Source organism: Aliivibrio sifiae (assembly GCF_002954715.1).
GTDB classification, from domain to species: domain Bacteria; phylum Pseudomonadota; class Gammaproteobacteria; order Enterobacterales; family Vibrionaceae; genus Aliivibrio; species Aliivibrio sifiae.
The window spans coordinates 2,114,336-2,134,037 of the sequence record NZ_MSCP01000001.1 but is presented as its reverse complement, the minus strand read 5'-3'; the positions used below and the strand labels follow the sequence as shown (position 1 = coordinate 2,134,037).

17 protein-coding genes and 2 tRNA genes are annotated in these 19,702 nt (G+C 39.9%); 16 read left to right on the top strand and 3 right to left on the bottom strand.

The genetic code is table 11. From position 1 onward, the window contains the following. Positions 1–9 precede the first annotated feature (9 nt). The 10 genes from BTO23_RS09550 to nlpI all read left to right on the top strand — a co-directional run bounded on the left by BTO23_RS09550 (position 10) and on the right by nlpI (position 10,520). Positions 10–94, top strand: a tRNA-Leu gene (locus BTO23_RS09550). Between the two features lie 69 nt (positions 95–163). After that, a tRNA-Met gene (locus tag BTO23_RS09545) sits at positions 164–240 on the top strand. Between the two features lie 165 nt (positions 241–405). After that, on the top strand, positions 406–861 hold the full coding sequence (rimP, locus tag BTO23_RS09540) for a ribosome maturation factor RimP (RefSeq protein WP_012549404.1): 456 nt from the start codon (positions 406–408) through the stop codon (positions 859–861). 17 nt (positions 862–878) lie between these two features. Then, positions 879–2,366 carry a transcription termination factor NusA gene (nusA, locus tag BTO23_RS09535; RefSeq protein WP_060992445.1) on the top strand — a complete coding sequence of 496 codons (1,488 nt, stop codon included), beginning with the start codon at positions 879–881 and terminating at the stop codon, positions 2,364–2,366. A 23-nt stretch (positions 2,367–2,389) separates the two neighbouring features. After that, positions 2,390–5,065, top strand: a complete 2,676-nt coding sequence (gene infB / locus BTO23_RS09530) for a translation initiation factor IF-2 (RefSeq protein WP_060992444.1) — start codon at positions 2,390–2,392, stop codon at positions 5,063–5,065. Between the two features lie 111 nt (positions 5,066–5,176). Further along, on the top strand, positions 5,177–5,584 hold the full coding sequence (gene rbfA, locus BTO23_RS09525; RefSeq protein WP_060992443.1) for a 30S ribosome-binding factor RbfA: 408 nt from the start codon (positions 5,177–5,179) through the stop codon (positions 5,582–5,584). Next, a complete protein-coding gene (gene truB / locus BTO23_RS09520; RefSeq protein ID WP_060992442.1) occupies positions 5,584–6,543 on the top strand; it encodes a tRNA pseudouridine(55) synthase TruB in 960 nt (319 codons plus the stop codon). Before rbfA ends, truB begins: the two co-directional genes overlap by 1 nt. A gap of 162 nt (positions 6,544–6,705) precedes the next feature. Next, on the top strand, positions 6,706–6,975 hold the full coding sequence (gene rpsO, locus BTO23_RS09515) for a 30S ribosomal protein S15 (protein WP_060992441.1): 270 nt from the start codon (positions 6,706–6,708) through the stop codon (positions 6,973–6,975). Between the two features lie 330 nt (positions 6,976–7,305). After that, positions 7,306–9,435, top strand: coding sequence for a polyribonucleotide nucleotidyltransferase (gene pnp / locus BTO23_RS09510; RefSeq protein WP_060992440.1), 2,130 nt, complete (start codon positions 7,306–7,308; stop codon positions 9,433–9,435). Between the two features lie 110 nt (positions 9,436–9,545). Beyond that, positions 9,546–10,520, top strand: coding sequence for a lipoprotein NlpI (gene nlpI, locus BTO23_RS09505; RefSeq protein WP_105063410.1), 975 nt, complete (start codon positions 9,546–9,548; stop codon positions 10,518–10,520). Positions 10,521–10,596: 76 nt separating this feature from the next. Here the strand turns inward: nlpI and BTO23_RS09500 are convergent, their stop codons facing one another. The 3 genes from BTO23_RS09500 to BTO23_RS09490 form a co-directional block, all read right to left on the bottom strand. Continuing rightward, positions 10,597–11,475: a U32 family peptidase gene (locus tag BTO23_RS09500; RefSeq protein WP_105063409.1), complete on the bottom strand. Its 879-nt coding sequence runs from the start codon at positions 11,473–11,475 to the stop codon at positions 10,597–10,599. A 9-nt stretch (positions 11,476–11,484) separates the two neighbouring features. Further along, complete coding sequence (gene ubiU, locus BTO23_RS09495; RefSeq protein ID WP_060992437.1) at positions 11,485–12,486, bottom strand: ubiquinone anaerobic biosynthesis protein UbiU; 1,002 nt, start codon at positions 12,484–12,486, stop codon at positions 11,485–11,487. A 207-nt stretch (positions 12,487–12,693) separates the two neighbouring features. Next, entirely contained in the window at positions 12,694–14,721 is a 2,028-nt protein-coding gene (locus BTO23_RS09490; RefSeq protein WP_105063408.1) for a sensor domain-containing protein, read from the bottom strand. 215 nt (positions 14,722–14,936) lie between these two features. Here BTO23_RS09490 and ubiT point away from each other — a divergent pair, with 215 nt between their 5' ends. From ubiT to BTO23_RS09455, 6 genes are all read left to right on the top strand, one after another. Next, entirely contained in the window at positions 14,937–15,455 is a 519-nt protein-coding gene (gene ubiT / locus BTO23_RS09485) for a ubiquinone anaerobic biosynthesis accessory factor UbiT (RefSeq protein ID WP_061004576.1), read from the top strand. Next, positions 15,445–15,948 carry a GNAT family N-acetyltransferase gene (locus tag BTO23_RS09480; RefSeq protein ID WP_060992434.1) on the top strand — a complete coding sequence of 168 codons (504 nt, stop codon included), beginning with the start codon at positions 15,445–15,447 and terminating at the stop codon, positions 15,946–15,948. Before ubiT ends, BTO23_RS09480 begins: the two co-directional genes overlap by 11 nt. A 131-nt stretch (positions 15,949–16,079) precedes the next feature. Next, positions 16,080–16,481 (top strand): DNA polymerase III subunit psi, encoded by a 402-nt coding sequence (locus tag BTO23_RS09475; protein WP_060992433.1) that lies wholly within the window; start codon positions 16,080–16,082, stop codon positions 16,479–16,481. Then, positions 16,471–16,917: a ribosomal protein S18-alanine N-acetyltransferase gene (gene rimI, locus BTO23_RS09470; protein WP_061004574.1), complete on the top strand. Its 447-nt coding sequence runs from the start codon at positions 16,471–16,473 to the stop codon at positions 16,915–16,917. The genes BTO23_RS09475 and rimI overlap by 11 nt, the downstream gene beginning before the upstream one ends. Before the next feature lie 85 nt (positions 16,918–17,002). Next, the gene (gene prfC / locus BTO23_RS09465) at positions 17,003–18,583 is read left to right on the top strand and encodes a peptide chain release factor 3 (protein ID WP_060992431.1); all 1,581 of its coding nucleotides are present in this window, start codon (positions 17,003–17,005) and stop codon (positions 18,581–18,583) included. A gap of 216 nt (positions 18,584–18,799) precedes the next feature. Next, positions 18,800–19,576, top strand: coding sequence for a TatD family hydrolase (locus tag BTO23_RS09455; protein WP_105063407.1), 777 nt, complete (start codon positions 18,800–18,802; stop codon positions 19,574–19,576). Positions 19,577–19,702: the final 126 nt, after the last annotated feature.

The following is a 19,702-nucleotide window of genomic DNA, read 5'->3' as shown; positions in this document are numbered from 1 at the left end:
ACGACTTTAGCCGAGATGGTGAAATTGGTAGACACGCTAGCATGAGGTGCTAGTGCCTTATGGTGTGAGGGTTCAAGTCCCTCTCTCGGCACCATATTCAGACAAGAATCTGATTCTTGTAATAAAAGGATAAAGAAACTATACTTTCTTTGTTCTTTTCGGACGCGGGATGGAGCAGCTTGGTAGCTCGTCGGGCTCATAACCCGAAGGTCGTCGGTTCAAATCCGGCTCCCGCAACCAATTATCTAATAAGAGTAATTGCTATTATTAGATAAGTCACGCAAGTGGCATTCAGGGTCCAGCAGTACTAAACCCCGCAATTATCGGGGTTTTTTGCTATCTGAAACAGACTGTTTTTTAAGAATTGGGCCTTTAGTGCCCTTTTTTTGTTTTCAGGGGATATCAATGACAGGATTAGAAAGACAACTAACAGAAATGCTTGAGGCTCCTGTTGGTGCTTTAGGTTATGAATTGGTCGGTTTGGAATTTATTCGTGCGGGTGAACATTCAACGTTGCGTGTATTTATCGACCATGAAAATGGCATCTTTGTGGAGGACTGTGCAGAAGCCAGTCGTCAAATCAGTGCAGTAATGGATGTAGAAGATCCAATTACAGTAGCATATAACCTAGAGGTTTCGTCTCCAGGTCTTGAACGTCCACTGTTTAAAGCAGCACATTATCAACAATTTGTTGGTCACGAGGTCAGCCTTGTATTAAAGATGCCGATGAATAACCGTCGTAAATGGAAAGGAGATATTCTAGACATTAACGGTGAGATTGTTACGGTTACAGTTGATGGTAACAATGAAGAATTTGCGTTAAGCAACATTTCAAAGGCGAACTTAGTTCCTAAATTTTAAGGCTGATAGAGGCTAAAATGAACAAAGAAATCTTAGCTGTTGTAGAAGCAGTATCAAATGAAAAAGCTGTTCCTCGTGAGCGAATTTTTGAAGCATTAGAAATCGCGCTAGCAACAGCAACAAAGAAAAAATCTGAATTGGAAATTGAAGTACGTGTAGCGATCGATCGCAAAACAGGTAACTTTGAAACTTTCCGTCGTTGGGTTGCAGTAGAAAACGTTGAACATCCAACGCTTGAAATTTCTATTGAAGCAGCACAGTTTGAAGATGAGACTATCGAAGTTGGTGGTTACATTGAAGATGATATCGAGTCAGTAACATTTGACCGTATTACTACACAAACAGCGAAACAAGTTATCGTACAAAAAGTACGTGAAGCAGAACGTGCAATGATTGTTGAACAATTTATTGATAACGAAGGTGAGTTAATCACTGGTATCGTTAAAAAAGTAAATCGTGATGCTATCATCGTTGATCTTGGTAATAACGCTGAAGCGGTAATTTTACGTGAAGATCAACTTCCACGTGAAAACTTCCGTCCAGGTGACCGTGTTCGTGGTCTTTTATACGCAGTTAAACCAGAAGCTCGTGGCTTCCAGTTATTCATGACTCGCTCAAAAGGCATTATGCTAACTGAACTATTCCGCGTAGAAGTGCCAGAAATCGGTGAAGAACTGATTGAACTAAAAGCGGCTGCTCGTGATCCAGGTTCTCGTGCTAAAATCGCAGTGAAAACTAACGACAAACGTATTGACCCAGTGGGTGCGTGTGTTGGTATGCGTGGTGCTCGAGTTCAAGCTGTATCGAACGATTTAGGTGGTGAGCGTATTGATATAGTGCTTTGGGATGATAACCCTGCACAATTCGTTATCAATGCAATGGCTCCTGCTGAAGTTGCTTCTATTATTGTTGATGAAGACAATAATACGATGGATATTGCTGTTGAAGCTGATAACCTAGCACAAGCAATTGGCCGTAGTGGTCAAAACGTACGTCTAGCGTCTCAACTAACTGGTTGGGAATTAAACGTAATGACAGTTGCAGATCTTAACAAGAAGCACCAAGAAGAAGCTCAAGGCTCTATTGATGCATTTGTTAAGCATTTAGATATCGATGAAGATTTTGCTCAACTATTAGTTGAAGAAGGTTTCACTACGCTTGAAGAGATCGCTTACGTACCTGTAAACGAACTATTAGAAGTTGAAGCTTTAAACGAAGAAACAGTTGATCTTCTTCGTACTCGCGCTAAAGAAGCATTAACAACACTTGCATTGGCGCAAGAAGAATCTCTTGATGGTATTGAGCCAGCAGAAGACCTACTTGCACTTGACGGTCTAGAACGTGAATTAGCGTTTAAACTTGCAGCTAAAGGTGTAATTACACTTGAAGATCTTGCAGACCAAGGTGTTGATGAACTGTCTGATATTGAAGACCTGACGGAAGCTCGTGCTGGTGAGTTAATCATGGCAGCACGTAACATTTGTTGGTTTAGCGACGAAGCATAATTATTTCAGCAAGGAGAAGCGGTATGACAAAGCTTACGGTAAAAGCACTTAGTGATGAAATTGGAACTCCAGTTGACCGCTTACTTCAGCAATTTTCAGATGCTGGTATTAATAAAAAAGATGGCGATTCTGTTTCTGAAGGTGAAAAGCAATCGTTGCTAGTTCACCTAAAGAAAGAGCATGGTAGTGCTGATGAAAGTGCTTCACCAACCCGTCTAACTCTTCAACGTAAGACTCGTAGTACATTAAGTGTTGCTGGTACTGGCGGTAAAAGTAAAGATGTGCAAGTAGAAGTACGTAAAAAACGTACTTATGTAAAAGCAAGCACACTTGAAGAAGAGAAGAAAACTGAGCAGCTGAAAGCAGAAGCTGAAGAGCAAACAAAACGTGATGCAGAGGATGCTGCAATTCGCGAAGTTGAACAGAAAGCACAACGTGAAGCGGAAGAAAAAGCTAAGCGTGATGCTGAAGCAGAGGTTAAAGCAAAACGTGACGCTGAACAAAAAGCGAAGCAAGCTGAGACCGAAAAGGCTAAAAAAGAAATGACTACTAAAAACGATCAAGCAAAAAAAGAAGCTGATGAACTAAAACTTCGTCAAGAACAAGAAGCGACTCGTAAAGCAGAAGCAGAAGCTGCAAAACTGGTTGAAGATGCTCGTAAACTTGCTGAAGAAAATGAAGCTCGTTGGAAAGAAGAAGAGCAGAAAAAATCAGCAGCTGAAAAAACTGCAGATTATCACGTGACAACTTCATCTCACGCTCGTGAAGCGGAAGATGCTGCTGACCGTAAAGATGAGCAACAACCTCGTCGTCGTAAGAAGAAAGCAAAACCAGCTGAACCAGCTCGCGGTGGTCGTAACCAACGTGGCGGTCGCAACAAGAAACCTCAAGTAAACAAACCAACATCTATGCAGCATGGCTTTGATAAGTCAGCAACTGTTGCTAAACAAGATGTTGCGATTGGTGAGACAATTGTTGTTTCTGAACTGGCAAACAAAATGTCAGTAAAAGCAACTGAAGTTATTAAAGTTATGATGAAGATGGGCGCTATGGCGACTATCAACCAAGTTATTGACCAAGAAACAGCTGCTCTAGTTGCTGAAGAAATGGGTCATAAAGTGGTTCTTCGTAAAGAAAACGAATTAGAAGAAGCGGTACTGTCTGATCGTGATAATAGTGCTGCTGTTGAAGGCCGTGCACCTGTTGTTACTATCATGGGTCACGTTGACCACGGTAAAACTTCTACACTGGATTACATCCGTCGTGCACACGTTGCTGATGCGGAAGCTGGTGGTATTACACAACACATCGGTGCATACCACGTTGAAACTGACAACGGTATGATCACTTTCCTTGATACTCCTGGACACGCAGCCTTTACTGCTATGCGTGCTCGTGGTGCTCAAGCGACAGATATCGTTGTACTTGTTGTTGCTGCAGATGATGGTGTTATGCCACAAACAATCGAAGCTATCCAACACGCAAAAGCGGCTGGTGTACCTCTGATTGTTGCTGTAAACAAAATCGATAAAGAAGGCGCTAACCCAGATAACGTTAAAAATGAGCTTGCTCAATACGACGTTATTCCTGAGGAGTGGGGCGGCGAGAACATCTTCGTTCATATCTCTGCTAAGCAAGGTACGAACATCGAAGGTCTTCTAGAAGCTATCCTTCTTCAATCTGAAGTACTTGAATTAACTGCGGTTAAAGAAGGTATGGCGTCAGGTGTTGTTGTTGAATCTCGTCTAGATAAAGGCCGTGGTCCAGTAGCTACTGTTCTTGTTCAATCAGGAACTTTAAACAAAGGCGATATCGTTCTTTGTGGTCAAGAGTATGGCCGTGTTCGTGCAATGCGCGATGAAAACGGTAAAGACATCGAATCTGCGGGTCCATCTATTCCTGTAGAAATTCTTGGTCTTTCTGGCGTTCCAGCATCAGGTGATGAAGCAACAGTTGTTCGTGATGAGCGTAAAGCGCGTGAAGTTGCTAACTACCGTCAAGGTAAATTCCGTGATGTTAAACTAGCTCGTCAACAAAAAGCGAAACTAGAAAACATGTTTGCAAACATGGAAGCTGGTGAAGTTGCTGAATGTAACGTTGTACTTAAAGCGGACGTTCAAGGTTCTGTTGAAGCAATCGCTGATTCACTACTTAAACTGTCTACTGACGAAGTTAAAGTGAACATCATTGGTTCTGGTGTTGGTGGTATTACTGAAACTGACGCAACACTTGCAGCAGCATCTAATGCAATCCTTCTAGGCTTCAACGTTCGTGCTGATGCGACTGCTCGTCGTACAATCGAAAACGAAAACCTAGACCTTCGCTACTACTCAATCATCTACCAATTGATTGACGAAGTTAAACAAGCGATGGGTGGTATGCTTGCACCTGAATTCCGTCAAGAAATCATTGGTCTTGCACAAGTACGTGAAGTATTTAAGTCTCCTAAACTTGGCGCTATCGCTGGTTGTATGGTTACTGAAGGTACAATCAAGCGTAACAACCCAATTCGTGTTCTACGTGAAAACGTAGTTATCTACGAAGGTGAGCTTGAATCACTACGTCGCTTCAAAGATGACGTTGCTGAAGTTAAAAATGGTTACGAGTGTGGTATCGGCGTTAAGAACTACAACGATGTTCGCGCTGGCGACCAAATCGAAGTATTCGAAATTGTTGAGATCAAACGTACTCTTGACTAATTGACTATAATTACTAACGTTATTATTAACGATAAGTAGTAATCGGTTGTTGAATACACCATGGGGGGCTGGTAATTACCAAGCCCCCCATCTTTCTAAGTGAGAAATGATATGTCAAAAGAATTTAGCCGCACACAACGTGTGTCGCAACAATTACAAAAAGAATTAGCTCTAATTCTACAACGCGAAGTTCGTGATTCACGCATCGGTATGGTTACCATTTCTGATGTTGAAGTATCTCGTGATCTTGCATACGCAAAAGTATTCGTTACTTTCTTCTGTGTTGGTGATCAAACGCCTGAAACATGCCTAGCAGCACTAAAAGAACATGAAGTGCCAGTTCGAATGATGCTTGGTAAGCGTATTCGTCATCGTCTAACGCCTGAAGTTCGCTTTACTTACGACAATACACTTGTTGAAGGTATGCGTATGTCTAATTTAGTGTCGGACGTTGTAAACACAGATAAGCGTAAAATGGCTGAATCTGGTCGTACTGAATCAGATGAAGGTGAAGAGTAATGGCTCGTCGTCGTAAGGGTCGTCCAGTCAATGGTGTTATCTTAATTGATAAACCTACAGGAATTACGTCGAACGATACGCTACAAAAAGTAAAACGTATTTACTTTGCTGAAAAAGCAGGTCATACCGGTGCTCTTGATCCTCTTGCTACAGGTATGCTGCCATTATGTTTTGGTGAAGCGACGAAGTTCTCTCAGTTTCTATTAGATTCTGATAAGCGATACCGCGTTGTTGCTAAGCTTGGTGAACGTACTAACACTTCGGATTCTGATGGCGAAGTAGTTCAAACTCGTGAAGTAAAAGTTGACCGTGGTCAGCTTGAGCGTTGTATTGCTAAGTTCCGTGGTACGACAGATCAAATCCCTTCAATGTTTTCAGCGTTAAAACACCAAGGTCGCCCTTTGTATGAATACGCTCGAGAAGGCATTGAAGTTCCTCGTGAGTCTCGTAAAATTACGGTTTATTCAATTGAATTGATCCGTTTTGAAGGTCATGAAGTTGAGATGGAAGTACATTGTTCTAAGGGTACTTACATCCGAACTATTACGGATGATCTTGGCGAAATGCTAGGTTGTGGCGCGCACGTAACGTATTTACGTCGTACTGGTGTATCAAATTACAAATATGAAAATATGGTAACTATTGAACATCTTGAAGCCTTGTTAGAACAAGCGCATCGTGACGAAATTGCACCTCGTGAATTGCTTGATCCATTGCTTATGCCTATGGACTCTGCAGTACAGGATTTACCAGAAGTTAATATGATCCCAGAATTGGCTGATCATGTATTGCATGGACAACCTGTTCAGGTGTTTGGCGCCCCACAAGATGGCATCGTTCGTATGACATCAGGTGAAGATCGTTTATTCATCGGTGTTGGTCATATTGATAATGATGGTCGTGTTGCTCCAAAGCGTTTAGTTGTTTTCCGAGATGAAGTCGAAGAAGAAGATAAATAAATACTTTTGAAGAAGCTAGATTAAGAAAGAGCAAAGCCTTGTGGTTTTGCTCTTTTTTTTATTGCTTTATTATTGTTCATCCGTATAATTCGCCCTTCGCGTAGTGGCTGAATCAGAGATTGGCTGCTACATATATTAAACAACTCTTATCAGGAGAGCATTATGTCTCTGAATGCAGAAACTAAAGCAGCAATCGTTGCAGAATACGCACAATCTGAAGGCGATACAGGTTCACCAGAAGTACAAGTAGCACTACTTACTGCTTCTATCAACCACCTTCAAGGTCACTTCGCTAATCACAAGCACGATCACCACAGCCGTCGTGGTCTATTACGTATGGTTTCTAGCCGTCGTAAGCTTCTTGATTACCTAAAAGGTAAAAATAGCGAGCGTTACCAAAATCTAATCAAACGTCTAGGCCTACGTCGCTAATTTGCGATGTCTGTAAAGACAGTTTGACAAAAAGGAGCGTTTATCGCTCCTTTTTTTGTGCCCGCAATTCTCCTTTTTCATTTCTGAACCTCGCATATTGCCTTAATTGGGGTATACTATTGCGGTTGAAATTGCAGTGTGCGTTTTTAACTCTATAATTTTGTTCATCTATTACAGTCACCGAAGTCGGCCACTAGGTCGCGACTATTACAAGTTATCTTTAGCTAAGTAAATTTGTACTAGTCGCGATTGGTAATAGATTGAATTATCACTTAAATTTTCTTAATTTCAGCCAGAAATGGTTTGAGTGTTAAGAATAAAGGAAAAATAATGTTCGCGAATCCAGTCGTAAAATCATTCCAGTACGGTAACCATACCGTAACTCTAGAAACGGGCGTAATGGCTCGTCAAGCAACTGCAGCTGTTATGGCAAGCATGGACGATACATCAGTATTCGTTTCTGTTGTTGCTAAAAAAGACGCAGTACCGGGTCAAGATTTCTTCCCATTAACAGTTAACTACCAAGAGCGTACTTACGCTGCTGGTAAAATCCCTGGTGGTTTCTTCAAGCGTGAAGGTCGTCCTTCTGAAGGCGAAACATTAACGGCTCGTCTAATCGACCGTCCAATTCGTCCACTTTTCCCAAGTGCGTTTAAAAACGAAGTTCAAGTTATCGCTACGGTTGTTTCTATCAACCCTGACGTAAACCCAGACATGATCACAATGATCGCAACGTCTGCGGCACTTTCTATCGCTGGTGTACCATTCAATGGTCCTATCGGTGCTGCACGTGTTGGTCACATCAATGGTGAGCTAGTTCTTAACCCATCAAACACTGAGCTTGAAAACTCTAAACTAGACCTAGTAGTGTCTGGTACAGAAGGCGCAGTATTAATGGTTGAGTCAGAAGCTGACAACCTATCTGAAGAAGAAATGCTTTCTGCTGTTGTATTTGGTCATGACCAACAACAAGTAGTAATTAAAGCAATCAATGAATTTGCTGCTGAAGTAGGTACTCCATCTTGGGATTGGACTGCTCCAGAAGTAAATGCTGAACTTAAAGCTCAAGTTGCTGAACTTGCAGAAACTCGTCTTTCTGAAGCGTACCAAATTACTGAAAAAATGGCGCGTTACGAGCAAGTTGGTACAATCAAAACTGAAGCTGTTGAAGCACTTCTAGCTCAAAACGAAGAACTAGATGAACGTGAAATTCGCGGTATGCTTGGTTCTCTAGAGAAAAACGTTGTACGTAGCCGCATTATTGCTGGCCACCCACGTATCGATGGTCGTGAAAAAGACATGGTTCGTGCGCTAGACGTACGTACAGGTGTTCTTCCTCGTACACACGGTTCTTCTTTATTCACTCGTGGTGAAACTCAAGCTCTTGTTACTGCAACGCTTGGCACACAACGTGATGCTCAAATCATCGACAGCCTAATGGGTGAGAAGAAAGATCACTTCCTTCTACACTACAACTTCCCTCCATACTGTGTAGGCGAAACTGGCTTTGTTGGTTCTCCTAAGCGTCGTGAAATTGGTCACGGTAAACTAGCTAAACGTGGTATCCAAGCGGTTATGCCTTCTGTTGAAGAATTCCCATACACAGTTCGTGTAGTATCGGAAATCACTGAATCTAACGGTTCATCTTCAATGGCTTCTGTGTGTGGTACATCTCTAGCTCTTATGGATGCGGGTGTTCCAATTAAAGCGTCTGTTGCTGGTATTGCAATGGGTCTTGTTAAAGAAGGCGACGATTTCGTTGTTCTTTCTGACATCCTTGGCGATGAAGATCACCTAGGTGACATGGACTTTAAAGTAGCGGGTACTAACGAAGGTATTACTGCTCTTCAAATGGATATCAAAATTGAAGGTATCACTAAAGAGATCATGCAGATCGCTCTAAACCAAGCACAAGGCGCGCGTAAGCACATCCTTACTGTTATGGACGAAGCAATCTCTGGCGCTCGTGAAGATATCTCACAATACGCTCCACGTATCCACACAATGAAAATCAGCTCTGATAAGATCAAAGATGTTATCGGTAAAGGCGGCGCAGTTATCCGTGCTCTTTGTGAAGAAACGGGTACAACTATCGAAATCGAAGATGACGGTACTATCAAAATCGCTGCGACTGAAGGTGCTGCTGCTAAAGAAGCTATCCGTCGTATTGAAGAAATTACTGCTGAAGTTGAAGTGGGTAAGATCTACACAGGTAAAGTTATGCGTATCGTTGATTTCGGTGCATTCGTAACGGTTCTTGGTCCTAAAGAAGGTCTAGTTCATATTTCTCAAATCGCTGAAGAGCGTATTGAGAAAGTGGCAGATCATCTACAAGTTGGTCAAGAAGTGAAAACTAAAGTACTAGAGATCGACCGTCAAGGCCGTATCCGTCTAAGTATCAAAGAAGCAAATGCTGAGCTAAACCCAGCGCCTGCTGCTGAAGTAAAAGACGCAGAATAATCTGATTGATTACAGTCTTTTAATATAAAGCGTGTTATAAAGGGAGCAGAAATGCTCCCTTTTCTTTTAATTGCAGTTAGAAGAAGTCAGCTTATCATAGGAGAAAATGAGTGAATTGGATTCGAATAGCGTTAGTTGGCGTAGTAATGGCCTTATCAGGTTGTGCATCAACAAATAACACTTCAGGATGGGTTTCCCCTCCAATGGCGGTACCTTTACAAGCAAGTATTCAACAAGAGATACAGTTATCTCGGTTGGATCAATTATTATTGCGTCCAGATGTTGATGATATCACCCGTGCGAAAATGTTTTATGAGCGTGGGTTAATTAATGACAGCTTGGGATTGCGTGATTTAGCTCGTGTTGATTTCACTCAATCTTTAAACTTAAAGCCAGATCAAAGTGATGTATTTAATATTTTAGGTGTTTATTACACACAAAATACCGATTTTGACGGAGCCTATGAAGCGTTAGATTCAGCATTAGAGCTAGATCCAAAGAATCAATTTGCAGAGCGAAATTTAGCGATTGCCCTTTATTATGGTGAACGTTATGACCAAGCTTATGAGATTGCAAGAAAGCATTATAATGATGCACCAACAGACCCTTATCGTGCGATTTGGCTCTACTGGATTGGCCTTGAAGTTGATCCATTAGTGGCAACTGAAGAATTTAAGGTTCAATACCAGAAGCGTACAGATGATGATTTTGGATGGGATCTTGCTGGTGTTATTTTAAAAGAAACAACAGAAGATGAATTCTTTAAAAAGATCTTAACTACAACACGTAATAACGTCGCGTTAGCAGAAAAATTAACAGAGGGTTATTTCTATTTAGCTAAAGGCTATCAACATGAAGGTGACTACCCAAGTGCAATTGCTTTATATAAATTGGCAATGGCTGGTAATGTTTATGAGTTTGTCGAGCATCGCTATTCGTTTGTTGAGTTGGGTAAAATTTACCAATCATTACGAGAGCTACAAGAACAGAAAATAAAAGAGCAACAAGCTTTGGAAGCGAAGGAAGCCCCTGTTTCTGACAGTTCGGAAAAAGAAGTGTTAAAAGAAGAAGCTTTAGCTGAGTAAATACAGATTATTTATCTATGAAAAAGCCCTTACTTGAGATAAGTAAGGGCTTTTTTTATTTAACACTTAATATAAATTAGATTTGTACATCTAGTCCTGCAATGCTGTGCCAATAGCCATTGCATTGACGTGCATCTTTTAATGCAAATTTTTCAGTACCTGTTTCATTAGCTTTAAACTTAGAGACTTCATTGAATGTCTCTACACTTAATGGACTTAAACGAACGACATCAACCAACTCATTCATACTTGCTAAGTCATTGATTAAATTATAGCAATAGCCAGATTGAGTTTGAATTCCGTTTAATGTAAAGACTTCTTGTCCTTCTTGGCTATTAACCGTAATGCCATTCGGATATTTAATACAACAAGTCTCACATTCATCTTTTGGCTTATTTTCGGCTCTTGCGGTAAAGCATCGAGCCGAATACGCTAATGGTAGGTAACCATAGCTGAATACTTCAGTTTCAAATTTACCTTTAATGCCTAAATCATCACATTGAATTAATACATTCTGTAACCATTCCCGTGATAGCTCTACAGGCATGCACCAGCGAGTCATGCCTTGCTTTAAAAATAAATTCAGTGTTTGGGCGTTGTAGCAGTTAACCGCAGGACCAACAACAAAAGGAACGTTGCTTTCTGAAGCCAATTGAATCGCTGAGACATCGTTAGCTTCAATAATGAAGTCACCGTTATCAATGTATTTTTTCATTGCGTTGACTTCACTAGGGGCCTCTAACAGCGCCATCGTAGAAAGTACAACTTGTTTTCCCGATTCAGAAATATCTTTAGCAATTGAAAACCAATCTTTAGGCTTCATTTCACGACGCTTTGAACAAACACTTTCGCCCAAATAAATAATGTCAGTTTCGCTGTTTATCGCTTTTTGATAAAAAGATTCAATGTTTTCTTTAGACCAAAAATATAAGAGTGGACCTAATGCGTACTTCATAACTTTCTCCTATTGCCACTTCTTATGATAAGCACCAAGGGTTGTTTGGGTTCCCTCTGAAACGTTTGCTAATGTTGCATCCCACTTAGGTTCTACAGTGTAGCCTTCAGGGTTTGCTTTATAACGGTCAATGGCCGCTCGCCAAGTTTTAGTTACTTGTTCTACGTATGCGGGGCTACGTTGACGACCTTCAATTTTCACTGACGCCACATTAGCGGAAAATAATTCAGGAACAAGAGATAGGGTATTTAAACTCGTAGGCTCTTCTAATGCATGGAACGTTTTTCCTTCTACATCGAAACGGCCTTTACAAAGCGTTGGGTAACCCGCGTTTTCACCTTCGCCGTAGCGGTCAATAAGAATGTTGTTTAAGCGAGACTCTAGGCCATTTTCTGTTTCTTGCCAGCGAACGTATTTAGCTGGAGAGCAAGCCCCTACTGTATTTGGTGACTCGCCAGTCATGTATGATGATAAGTAACAACGTCCCTCAGACATAATACATAGGCTACCAAAGGCAAATACTTCAAGATCCACATCAGAAGTTAAATTACGAGATAGTTGTTTGACTTGATGAATCGATAATACACGAGGCAATACAACTCGTTTAATATTGAAATTCTTTTTATAGAAATCAATCGCGGCAACGTTAGTCGCAGAAGCTTGAACTGATAAGTGTAGTTCTAAATCTGGATAAGTGTTTGCCGCGTACTCTAGAACCCCAATGTCTGAGATGATTAATGCATCAATACCCATTGCCGCCGCATTATCAACAGCTTTGGTCCAACGGTTAAAGCCATCAGGATGGGCGAAGGTATTCAACGCAACATGAATATGTTTATTGTTGTCATGAACATATTGCACTGCCTTTTCAAGTTTTTTACCTGTAAAGTTTAAGCCTGCAAAATGGCGAGCATTTGTATCGTCTTTAAAACCGATATAAACGGCATCGGCACCGCAATCTATCGCGGTTTTTAGAGCAGGTAAGTTACCGGCTGGGCAGAGGAGTTCCATAAGAATACCTAGTTACAAAAATCTGATGCTCTATGATAATGATAAGATAATTTTGAAACTTGATTTAAGGCAGGTTTTTAGTTGTTTTGTTACTTAAATAAAGACTTATGGTTGAGTTGATGGAAATGTAACTTATTTCTATTTAAGAGGCTGTAATACCTAGAAAGAAGTAGTTTTGTTCTAGGTATTAAGCTCTTTATTATTTGATTATCTTGAACGTTTATTTTGTACTAATAACGCTTCAATCTCATGTTTTGGCTGAGGTTTGTAGAAGTGGAAGCCTTGAATGGAATCACAATTCAAACTGGATAGAAGCATTGCTTGTTGTCTTGTTTCAACCCCTTCAGCAACGATATCCATATTTAAGTTTTTACCTAAATTAATGACATTTTCTATAATAGTAATTTGTTTTGGTAGCGTATCTATTTCACTAATGAAGCCGCGGTCAATTTTCAGTTCATCAAGAGGGAAGCGAGCAAGATAAGCTAATGAAGAGTAACCAGTGCCGAAATCATCGATAGACAGTGTAAATCCTAATTTCTTAATTGCATCAAGCATTTGAATGGCATGTTCGCCGTCGCTCATTACCGCACTTTCAGTTAGCTCTAAAGTTATACAGTTTGGATCTACTTGAGTTGTTTTTAGTAGTCGTTCCATATATTCAATTAATTGAGGATTACCAAATTGTGCTGGAGATAAATTAATCGCGATACGACCAGGTAAGATCCCTTGGTTTTTCCATTCTTTTACGGTTTGGAAAACCTCACGCATAACTACTTTGCCTAATGTTTCAATTAACCCTGAACGTTCAGCAACAGGAATGAAACGAGCTGGACTTATATACCCTTCTACAGGGTGTTTCCATCGAACAAGTGCCTCTGCGCCATTGATTCTAAAATCACGAGCACTTACTTTTGGTTGATACCATACTTCAAGTCCATTGTTTTGTAAGGCTTTTTGAAGTTCGATTTCTAACCATAATCGCATTCTTGCTTCTTTGTTCATTTGGTCATGAAATTTGATTAAGCGGTTTCGGCCACGGTCTTTGGCTTCATACATTGCCGTATCAGCATTTTGTAATAAGCTGCGAGCATCGGTTCCATCGATAGGGTATTGAACACTGCCAATAGAACAAGCTAATCGTTTAGAGAAATGAACTAAATCAAAAGGTTGGTTAATTAGCTTGATAATTTTATCTGAGAGTTGGTCAAGGATTTGGTTATGTTCAGGCTTTGGAAATAAGATGCCAAATTCATCGCCACCTAAATGCCCAACAATGGCGTGTTTTGGTAATAGTTTCTGTAGGCGAGTTGAGATCTCTTTTAATACGCGATCGCCGATGTGGTGGCCTAAAGAATCATTTATATTCTTGAAGTTATCAATGTCTAAATAGAGCATGAAAAAAGGAATGTTTTCTTTAATCATCTTTTCTATGACATGAGTAAACCCGTGTCGGTTATATATCCCAGTCAGTAAATCAACTTGAGAAACTGCCATTTGATTGGTTGTTGCAAGTTGTTTCTTATGTTCTTTTAAAATAACAAGGTGAGCGGGGCTGCCTAAAATAAGTGTTTTTTCAACGGTTAAGAGCAGCTCAGATCGAATGCCGCAATTTACAGTCGTTCTTACTGTGAGTTGTTGTTCTGAGGCTAAATTAGCAATAACTTCAGACAGAGAGTGAGTCTTATTGCTTGAAATTAATAGTTGTTCAATGCTTTCACCAATAAATTCGGCAGGTTTATTAAAACCAAGCATCTTTGCAGATGCAGTATTGGCTGAAACGATGATGTCGCCTTCAATTAAAAAGACAGAATCATTAAGAAGCTCGGTTAACTTTTGATATTTTGATTCGCTTTCTTTTAAAGAATTGAGTAATTGTTGGCGTTCTGAGGTATCTACAGCGTGGAAGACAATGTAAGTGTTATTGTCTTGTTCTATTGGGAATAAACTAAAATGAAGGCTGGTATCAAAACGATGATCGTCTAGTGTGATTTCAGCTTCAATTTTTTCACCATTTAAGGCTCGGCAATAGTAGGGTTTGAGAGAGGCATAAAAATGTGCGCCTAAAATCTCAGAGTCAGAACGTCCACATAACTCTTCCCTGTTTAACCCACTGATTTCACAGTAACGATTATTAACGGTAACGTAGTTATGATCCGTGTCCAAAATAGCAAACAGAAATGGACTGTTATCTGTTAGCAAAGGAAGCCAATGTTGTATTTGAGAAAGTGACATAGTGTTACCGCTTTTTAGTAAAGAAGACAAATAACTTCCAGAATCAGTACTGATTAATAGTATTTATAATTTCAACAGTAAAATATACATTGAATGGATCCCTATTTGCCACCTTAAATTGTAATAAGTCTTTTTTTTGATAAGAAACAGGTTAGATATCCGTCAATCAATTTATACTGCATAAAGTTATCGACCAAATGTAATGGAAATTAAGCGTGATTAATCAAATTCGTTCAAAACTAGTAGAAAATGCAGCATCAGTTCTCAAAGTACCTGCAAAATTAATTCCTGTTTCAATGCAACAAAAGGTATTGCTCGAAGGATTAAAGCAAGTCTTTCATGAAGCTCTTGATGATGGTGATTTTGAATTTTTGGAAGATAAGTGGTTAAAAGTTTCAATTCTTGATCTCGAATTGCACTGGTTTATCAGTTATCAAGATGAAAAGCTGATAGTCTCCAATAAAGCAGAGAAAGAAGATGTTAGCTTTAGTGGTCCGCTGAATGATTTAATTTTAATTGCTGGCCGTAAAGAAGATCCTGACACTTTGTTTTTTCAACGTCGCCTAAAGATTGAAGGTGATACAGAGCTTGGGCTTGAAGTGAAAAACTTAATGGACAGTGTTGATCTTGATTCATTACCAAAACCTTTAAACCAAGCATTAATGACGTTGGCTAATTTTGTCCAACAAGGCTTGCAAAAGCCGGAAGTGAAAGAGACGATAAATGCTTATTAGAACTGAAGCACCTGCGGATATTTTAACGATAGATCGATTGGTTCGTGAGACATTTGAAACTGAAGCAGAAGCTCAGTTAGTAATGTCTTTACGTGAAAATAGTCATTTAACTTTATCATTAGTCGCATGTACAGATGAAGGTGAAGTGATTGGTCATTGCCTTTTTAGCCCAGTAATGCTTAATGGTGATGATTTTAACTGGCAAGGGTTGGCCCCTTTATGTGTAAAAAAAGAATTTGAAAAGCAAGGCATCGCTCAGTCTTTAGTGACAGAAGGGTTAGAAACTCTTGCTGAGCTTGGTTACCCTGTATCTGTTGTACTGGGTGATCCTGCTTATTATCATCGCTTTGGTTTTGAGCCTGCGAATAAGTACGATATAAAGTGTAAATGGGAAGTACCTGAAGGGGCGTTTATGATAAAAGCATGTTCTCCTGAATTTCTTGAAGATAAAACAGGTCTGATAGAGTATTGCCCTGAGTTTGAACTATTGTAATTTATCAGCAGAATGCTCATTTAAGTAATGAGCATTCACTTTTTAGTTATCGCTTTAATCTCCTGACTTCAAGTAGCATCCACTCTAGAATATTGATAATATCCTTACCCTTAAATTGACAGGTGAATGATATGCCAAAACAAGCATTACAGTTTTTAAATGAAATGGATATTTCTGTTTGGCAAGTAAGACAAACTGAATACTTCGCAACATTAGAGAACAGTACAATATCATTACCTGAAACCTGTCAGCTATTATTCATAGCCTCTGCTGTTCCTACTGAACGCGATGCTTTTCTATTTGGAAAAGTTCTTGCGAGTATGAAACTCTTACCAGAGCAGGCGTTATTTCTTCCTTCTGAGTCGTTAGAGTACGTAGCTGAACATCATTTAACGTGGTGTTGGTTTTCTGGTGTCGCTATTACTGAATTAGAAGGGGTACAGACGTTAAGTTCTCCACCGCTATCAGAAATGCACACAGATACTCAATCACGACGCGATTTATGGCGACAAATTTGTTCTTATGACCATTAGTATTCAACCTATTTCAGACGCTCACCTTAATGATATTTGGCGAATAGAAAACGCAGCGCATTCACACCCTTGGGCAGAATCAATGATCCGAGAGTTAAATAGTCGCTGTGCACAACACCGAGTCATGTTAGAAAATGATCAAGTTGTGGGCTATTTTTATGCTCAAAATGTGGTAGGTGAAGTTACTTTACTTAATGTTGCTATTGATCCTGCATATCAAAGAAAAGGATTTGGTCGTAAATTAACTGAGTTCTTCATTGATATGTGTATGGAGCAAAGTGCTGAATCTGCTTGGCTTGAAGTGCGAGAAAGTAATGTAAAAGCGATATCTTTATATGAATCAGAAGGGTTTAATGAAGTGACTCGTCGTCATGATTACTACCCAACCGTTAATGGTAAAGAAGACGCGATTATCATGAGTTATATATTCTTTTAATTCGGCGCTTTAGATAATGAACGTCTTTGAGTATAATCTCGCCTAATTACATCCTTTCTGAAATCTTACAGGATTATCAACGCTTATGTCTTTTTTACAAGAAGTGGGTAAACGTAGAACGTTTGCCATCATTTCTCACCCGGATGCGGGTAAAACAACCATTACTGAAAAAGTATTATTATTCGGAAACGCTATTCAAAAAGCGGGTACGGTAAAAGGTCGTGGTTCAAACCAGCACGCAAAATCAGACTGGATGGAAATGGAAAAAGAACGTGGTATCTCGGTAACTACGTCAGTAATGCAATTTCCATTTAACGGTTGCCTAGTTAACCTTCTTGATACTCCTGGACATGAAGATTTCTCTGAAGATACCTACCGTACGCTAACAGCGGTAGATTCATGTTTAATGGTTATCGATGCGGCGAAAGGTGTCGAAGATCGTACTCGTAAACTAATGGAAGTAACACGCTTACGTGATACACCAATCGTTACGTTTATGAACAAATTAGACCGTGAAGTACGTGACCCAATGGAAGTGCTTGATGAAGTAGAAAGCGAGCTAGGTATGGCTTGTGCTCCTATTTCATGGCCTATCGGTTGTGGTAAAGAGTTTAAAGGTGTTTATCACATTCACCGTGATGAAACGATCTTGTATGAATCAGGTCATGGTCATGAGATCCAAGAAGTTCGTACCATTAAAGGCTTAGATAACCCTGAATTAGACGCTGCAGTAGGTGCTGAACTGGCTGCAAGCGTACGTGAAGAGTTAGAGCTTGTTATTGGAGCATGCCCTGAGTTTGATCTTGAATTATTCTTAGCGGGTGAACTAACGCCTGTTTACTTTGGTACTGCACTAGGTAACTTTGGTGTTGACCACATGCTAGAAGGCTTAACTGAGTGGGCTCCAGCACCGCAAACTCGTGAAGCTGTAGAGCGTTCAGTTGAAGCAACAGAAGAGAAGTTCTCTGGCTTTGTATTTAAGATCCAAGCAAACATGGATCCTAAACACCGTGACCGTATTGCTTTCATGCGTATTGTATCAGGTACTTATACTCAAAGCATGAAAATGAACCACGTTCGTACAGGTAAGAGCGTTAGTATTTCTGATGCGGTAACCTTTATGGCGGGTGATCGTTCTCGTGCTGAAACGGCTTATGCGGGTGACATCATCGGTTTACATAACCATGGTACGATCCAAATCGGTGATACCTTCACGCAAGGTGAGAACTTGAAGTTCTCAGGTATTCCAAACTTTGCTCCTGAATTGTTCCGTCGTATTCGCCTAAAAGATCCACTAAAACAAAAACAATTGCTAAAAGGCCTTGTTCAACTTTCAGAAGAAGGTGCTGTACAGGTTTTCCGCCCACTACAAAACAATGACTTGATTGTAGGTGCGGTTGGTGTACTTCAGTTTGATGTGGTTGTTTCTCGTTTGAAATCTGAATATAACGTTGAAGCTATTTATGAAGGTATCAGTGTGGCAACCGCTCGTTGGGTTGAATGTACTGACGGCAAGATGATGGATGATTTCCAACGTAAAAACCAAACTAACCTAGCGTTAGATGGCGGCAATAACTTAACGTACATTGCTCCTACAATGGTTAATTTGAATTTAGCATCAGAGCGTTTCCCTGATGTTCAATTCAGAGCAACACGTGAACACTAATAGAGTGTTTATCAAATAAATGAAACGGAGTCTTAGCGGACTCCGTTTTTGTATCTATAGTTTAGTTAGTCGATGTTTTTGTTTTTGGAGTTAGAGGGAACTTATGTGGAAAATAATTAAACAATGGATTAAAAAATATGATGCATGGTGCACGTCTCTGGGTTTAACACCTGAAAATAAACGCAGTTGTGTACCATATAAAAAAGAAGGTGAATAATGTCATTTGAATTTATTGACTCTCATTGTCATTTGGATTTTTCTCCTTTTTCTGAAAATGAAGGGTATTACCTCCAAAAAGCTCAAGAGAAGGGCGTTAGTAAATTTATTGTACCTAGTGTTAATCAATCCAATTGGGCTAACGTTGTCTCCTTATCACGTCAGCATGAATCGATTTATTATGCTTTAGGCATTCATCCTCTTTTTATTTCAAATGATCATCAATCTGAAGTGCTCTCTTTAACGAAATTTGTCAGCGAACATAGAGATAAGTGTGTTGCTATTGGTGAGTGTGGCTTGGATTTTTGGGATAAAGAAAGCAATCGCGATATTCAAGTTGATGTCTTTCGAGAGCAGTGCCTATTAGCCAAAATCCATCAACTTCCTTTAATTGTTCATAGCCGAAAAAGTCACGATCATGTTTTAAAAATACTGCGAGAAATAAAGCCAGAGAAAGGGGGCGTTATCCATGGCTTTAGTGGCAGCTTTCAACAAGCAGAACAGTTCATTCAACTAGGCTTTTATATCGGTGTTGGTGGGGTGATCAGTTATGAGCGAGCTATTAAGACAAAGAATGCAATAGCTAAAATTCCACTTGATAAGATTTTACTCGAAACAGATTCTCCTGATATGCCATTGAGTGGATTTCAAGGCAAGATAAATACGCCAGATAAAGTCGCAAATTTGTGTGATTACTTAGCTATGATTAGAAAAGAATCGAAGCAATCGATTGCAAATGTTGTTTATAAAAATACCACCTCTTTGTTTGGGATTTGAGTTATTTGTCATTACTTTAGGTGCAATTGATGAATCTTTAGATTTCAACTAGTGATAAAGCTCACAATTATGAGTGAATGCATGATGTACGGACGACGAATGTGTGACAACAGCATTACTTTATTG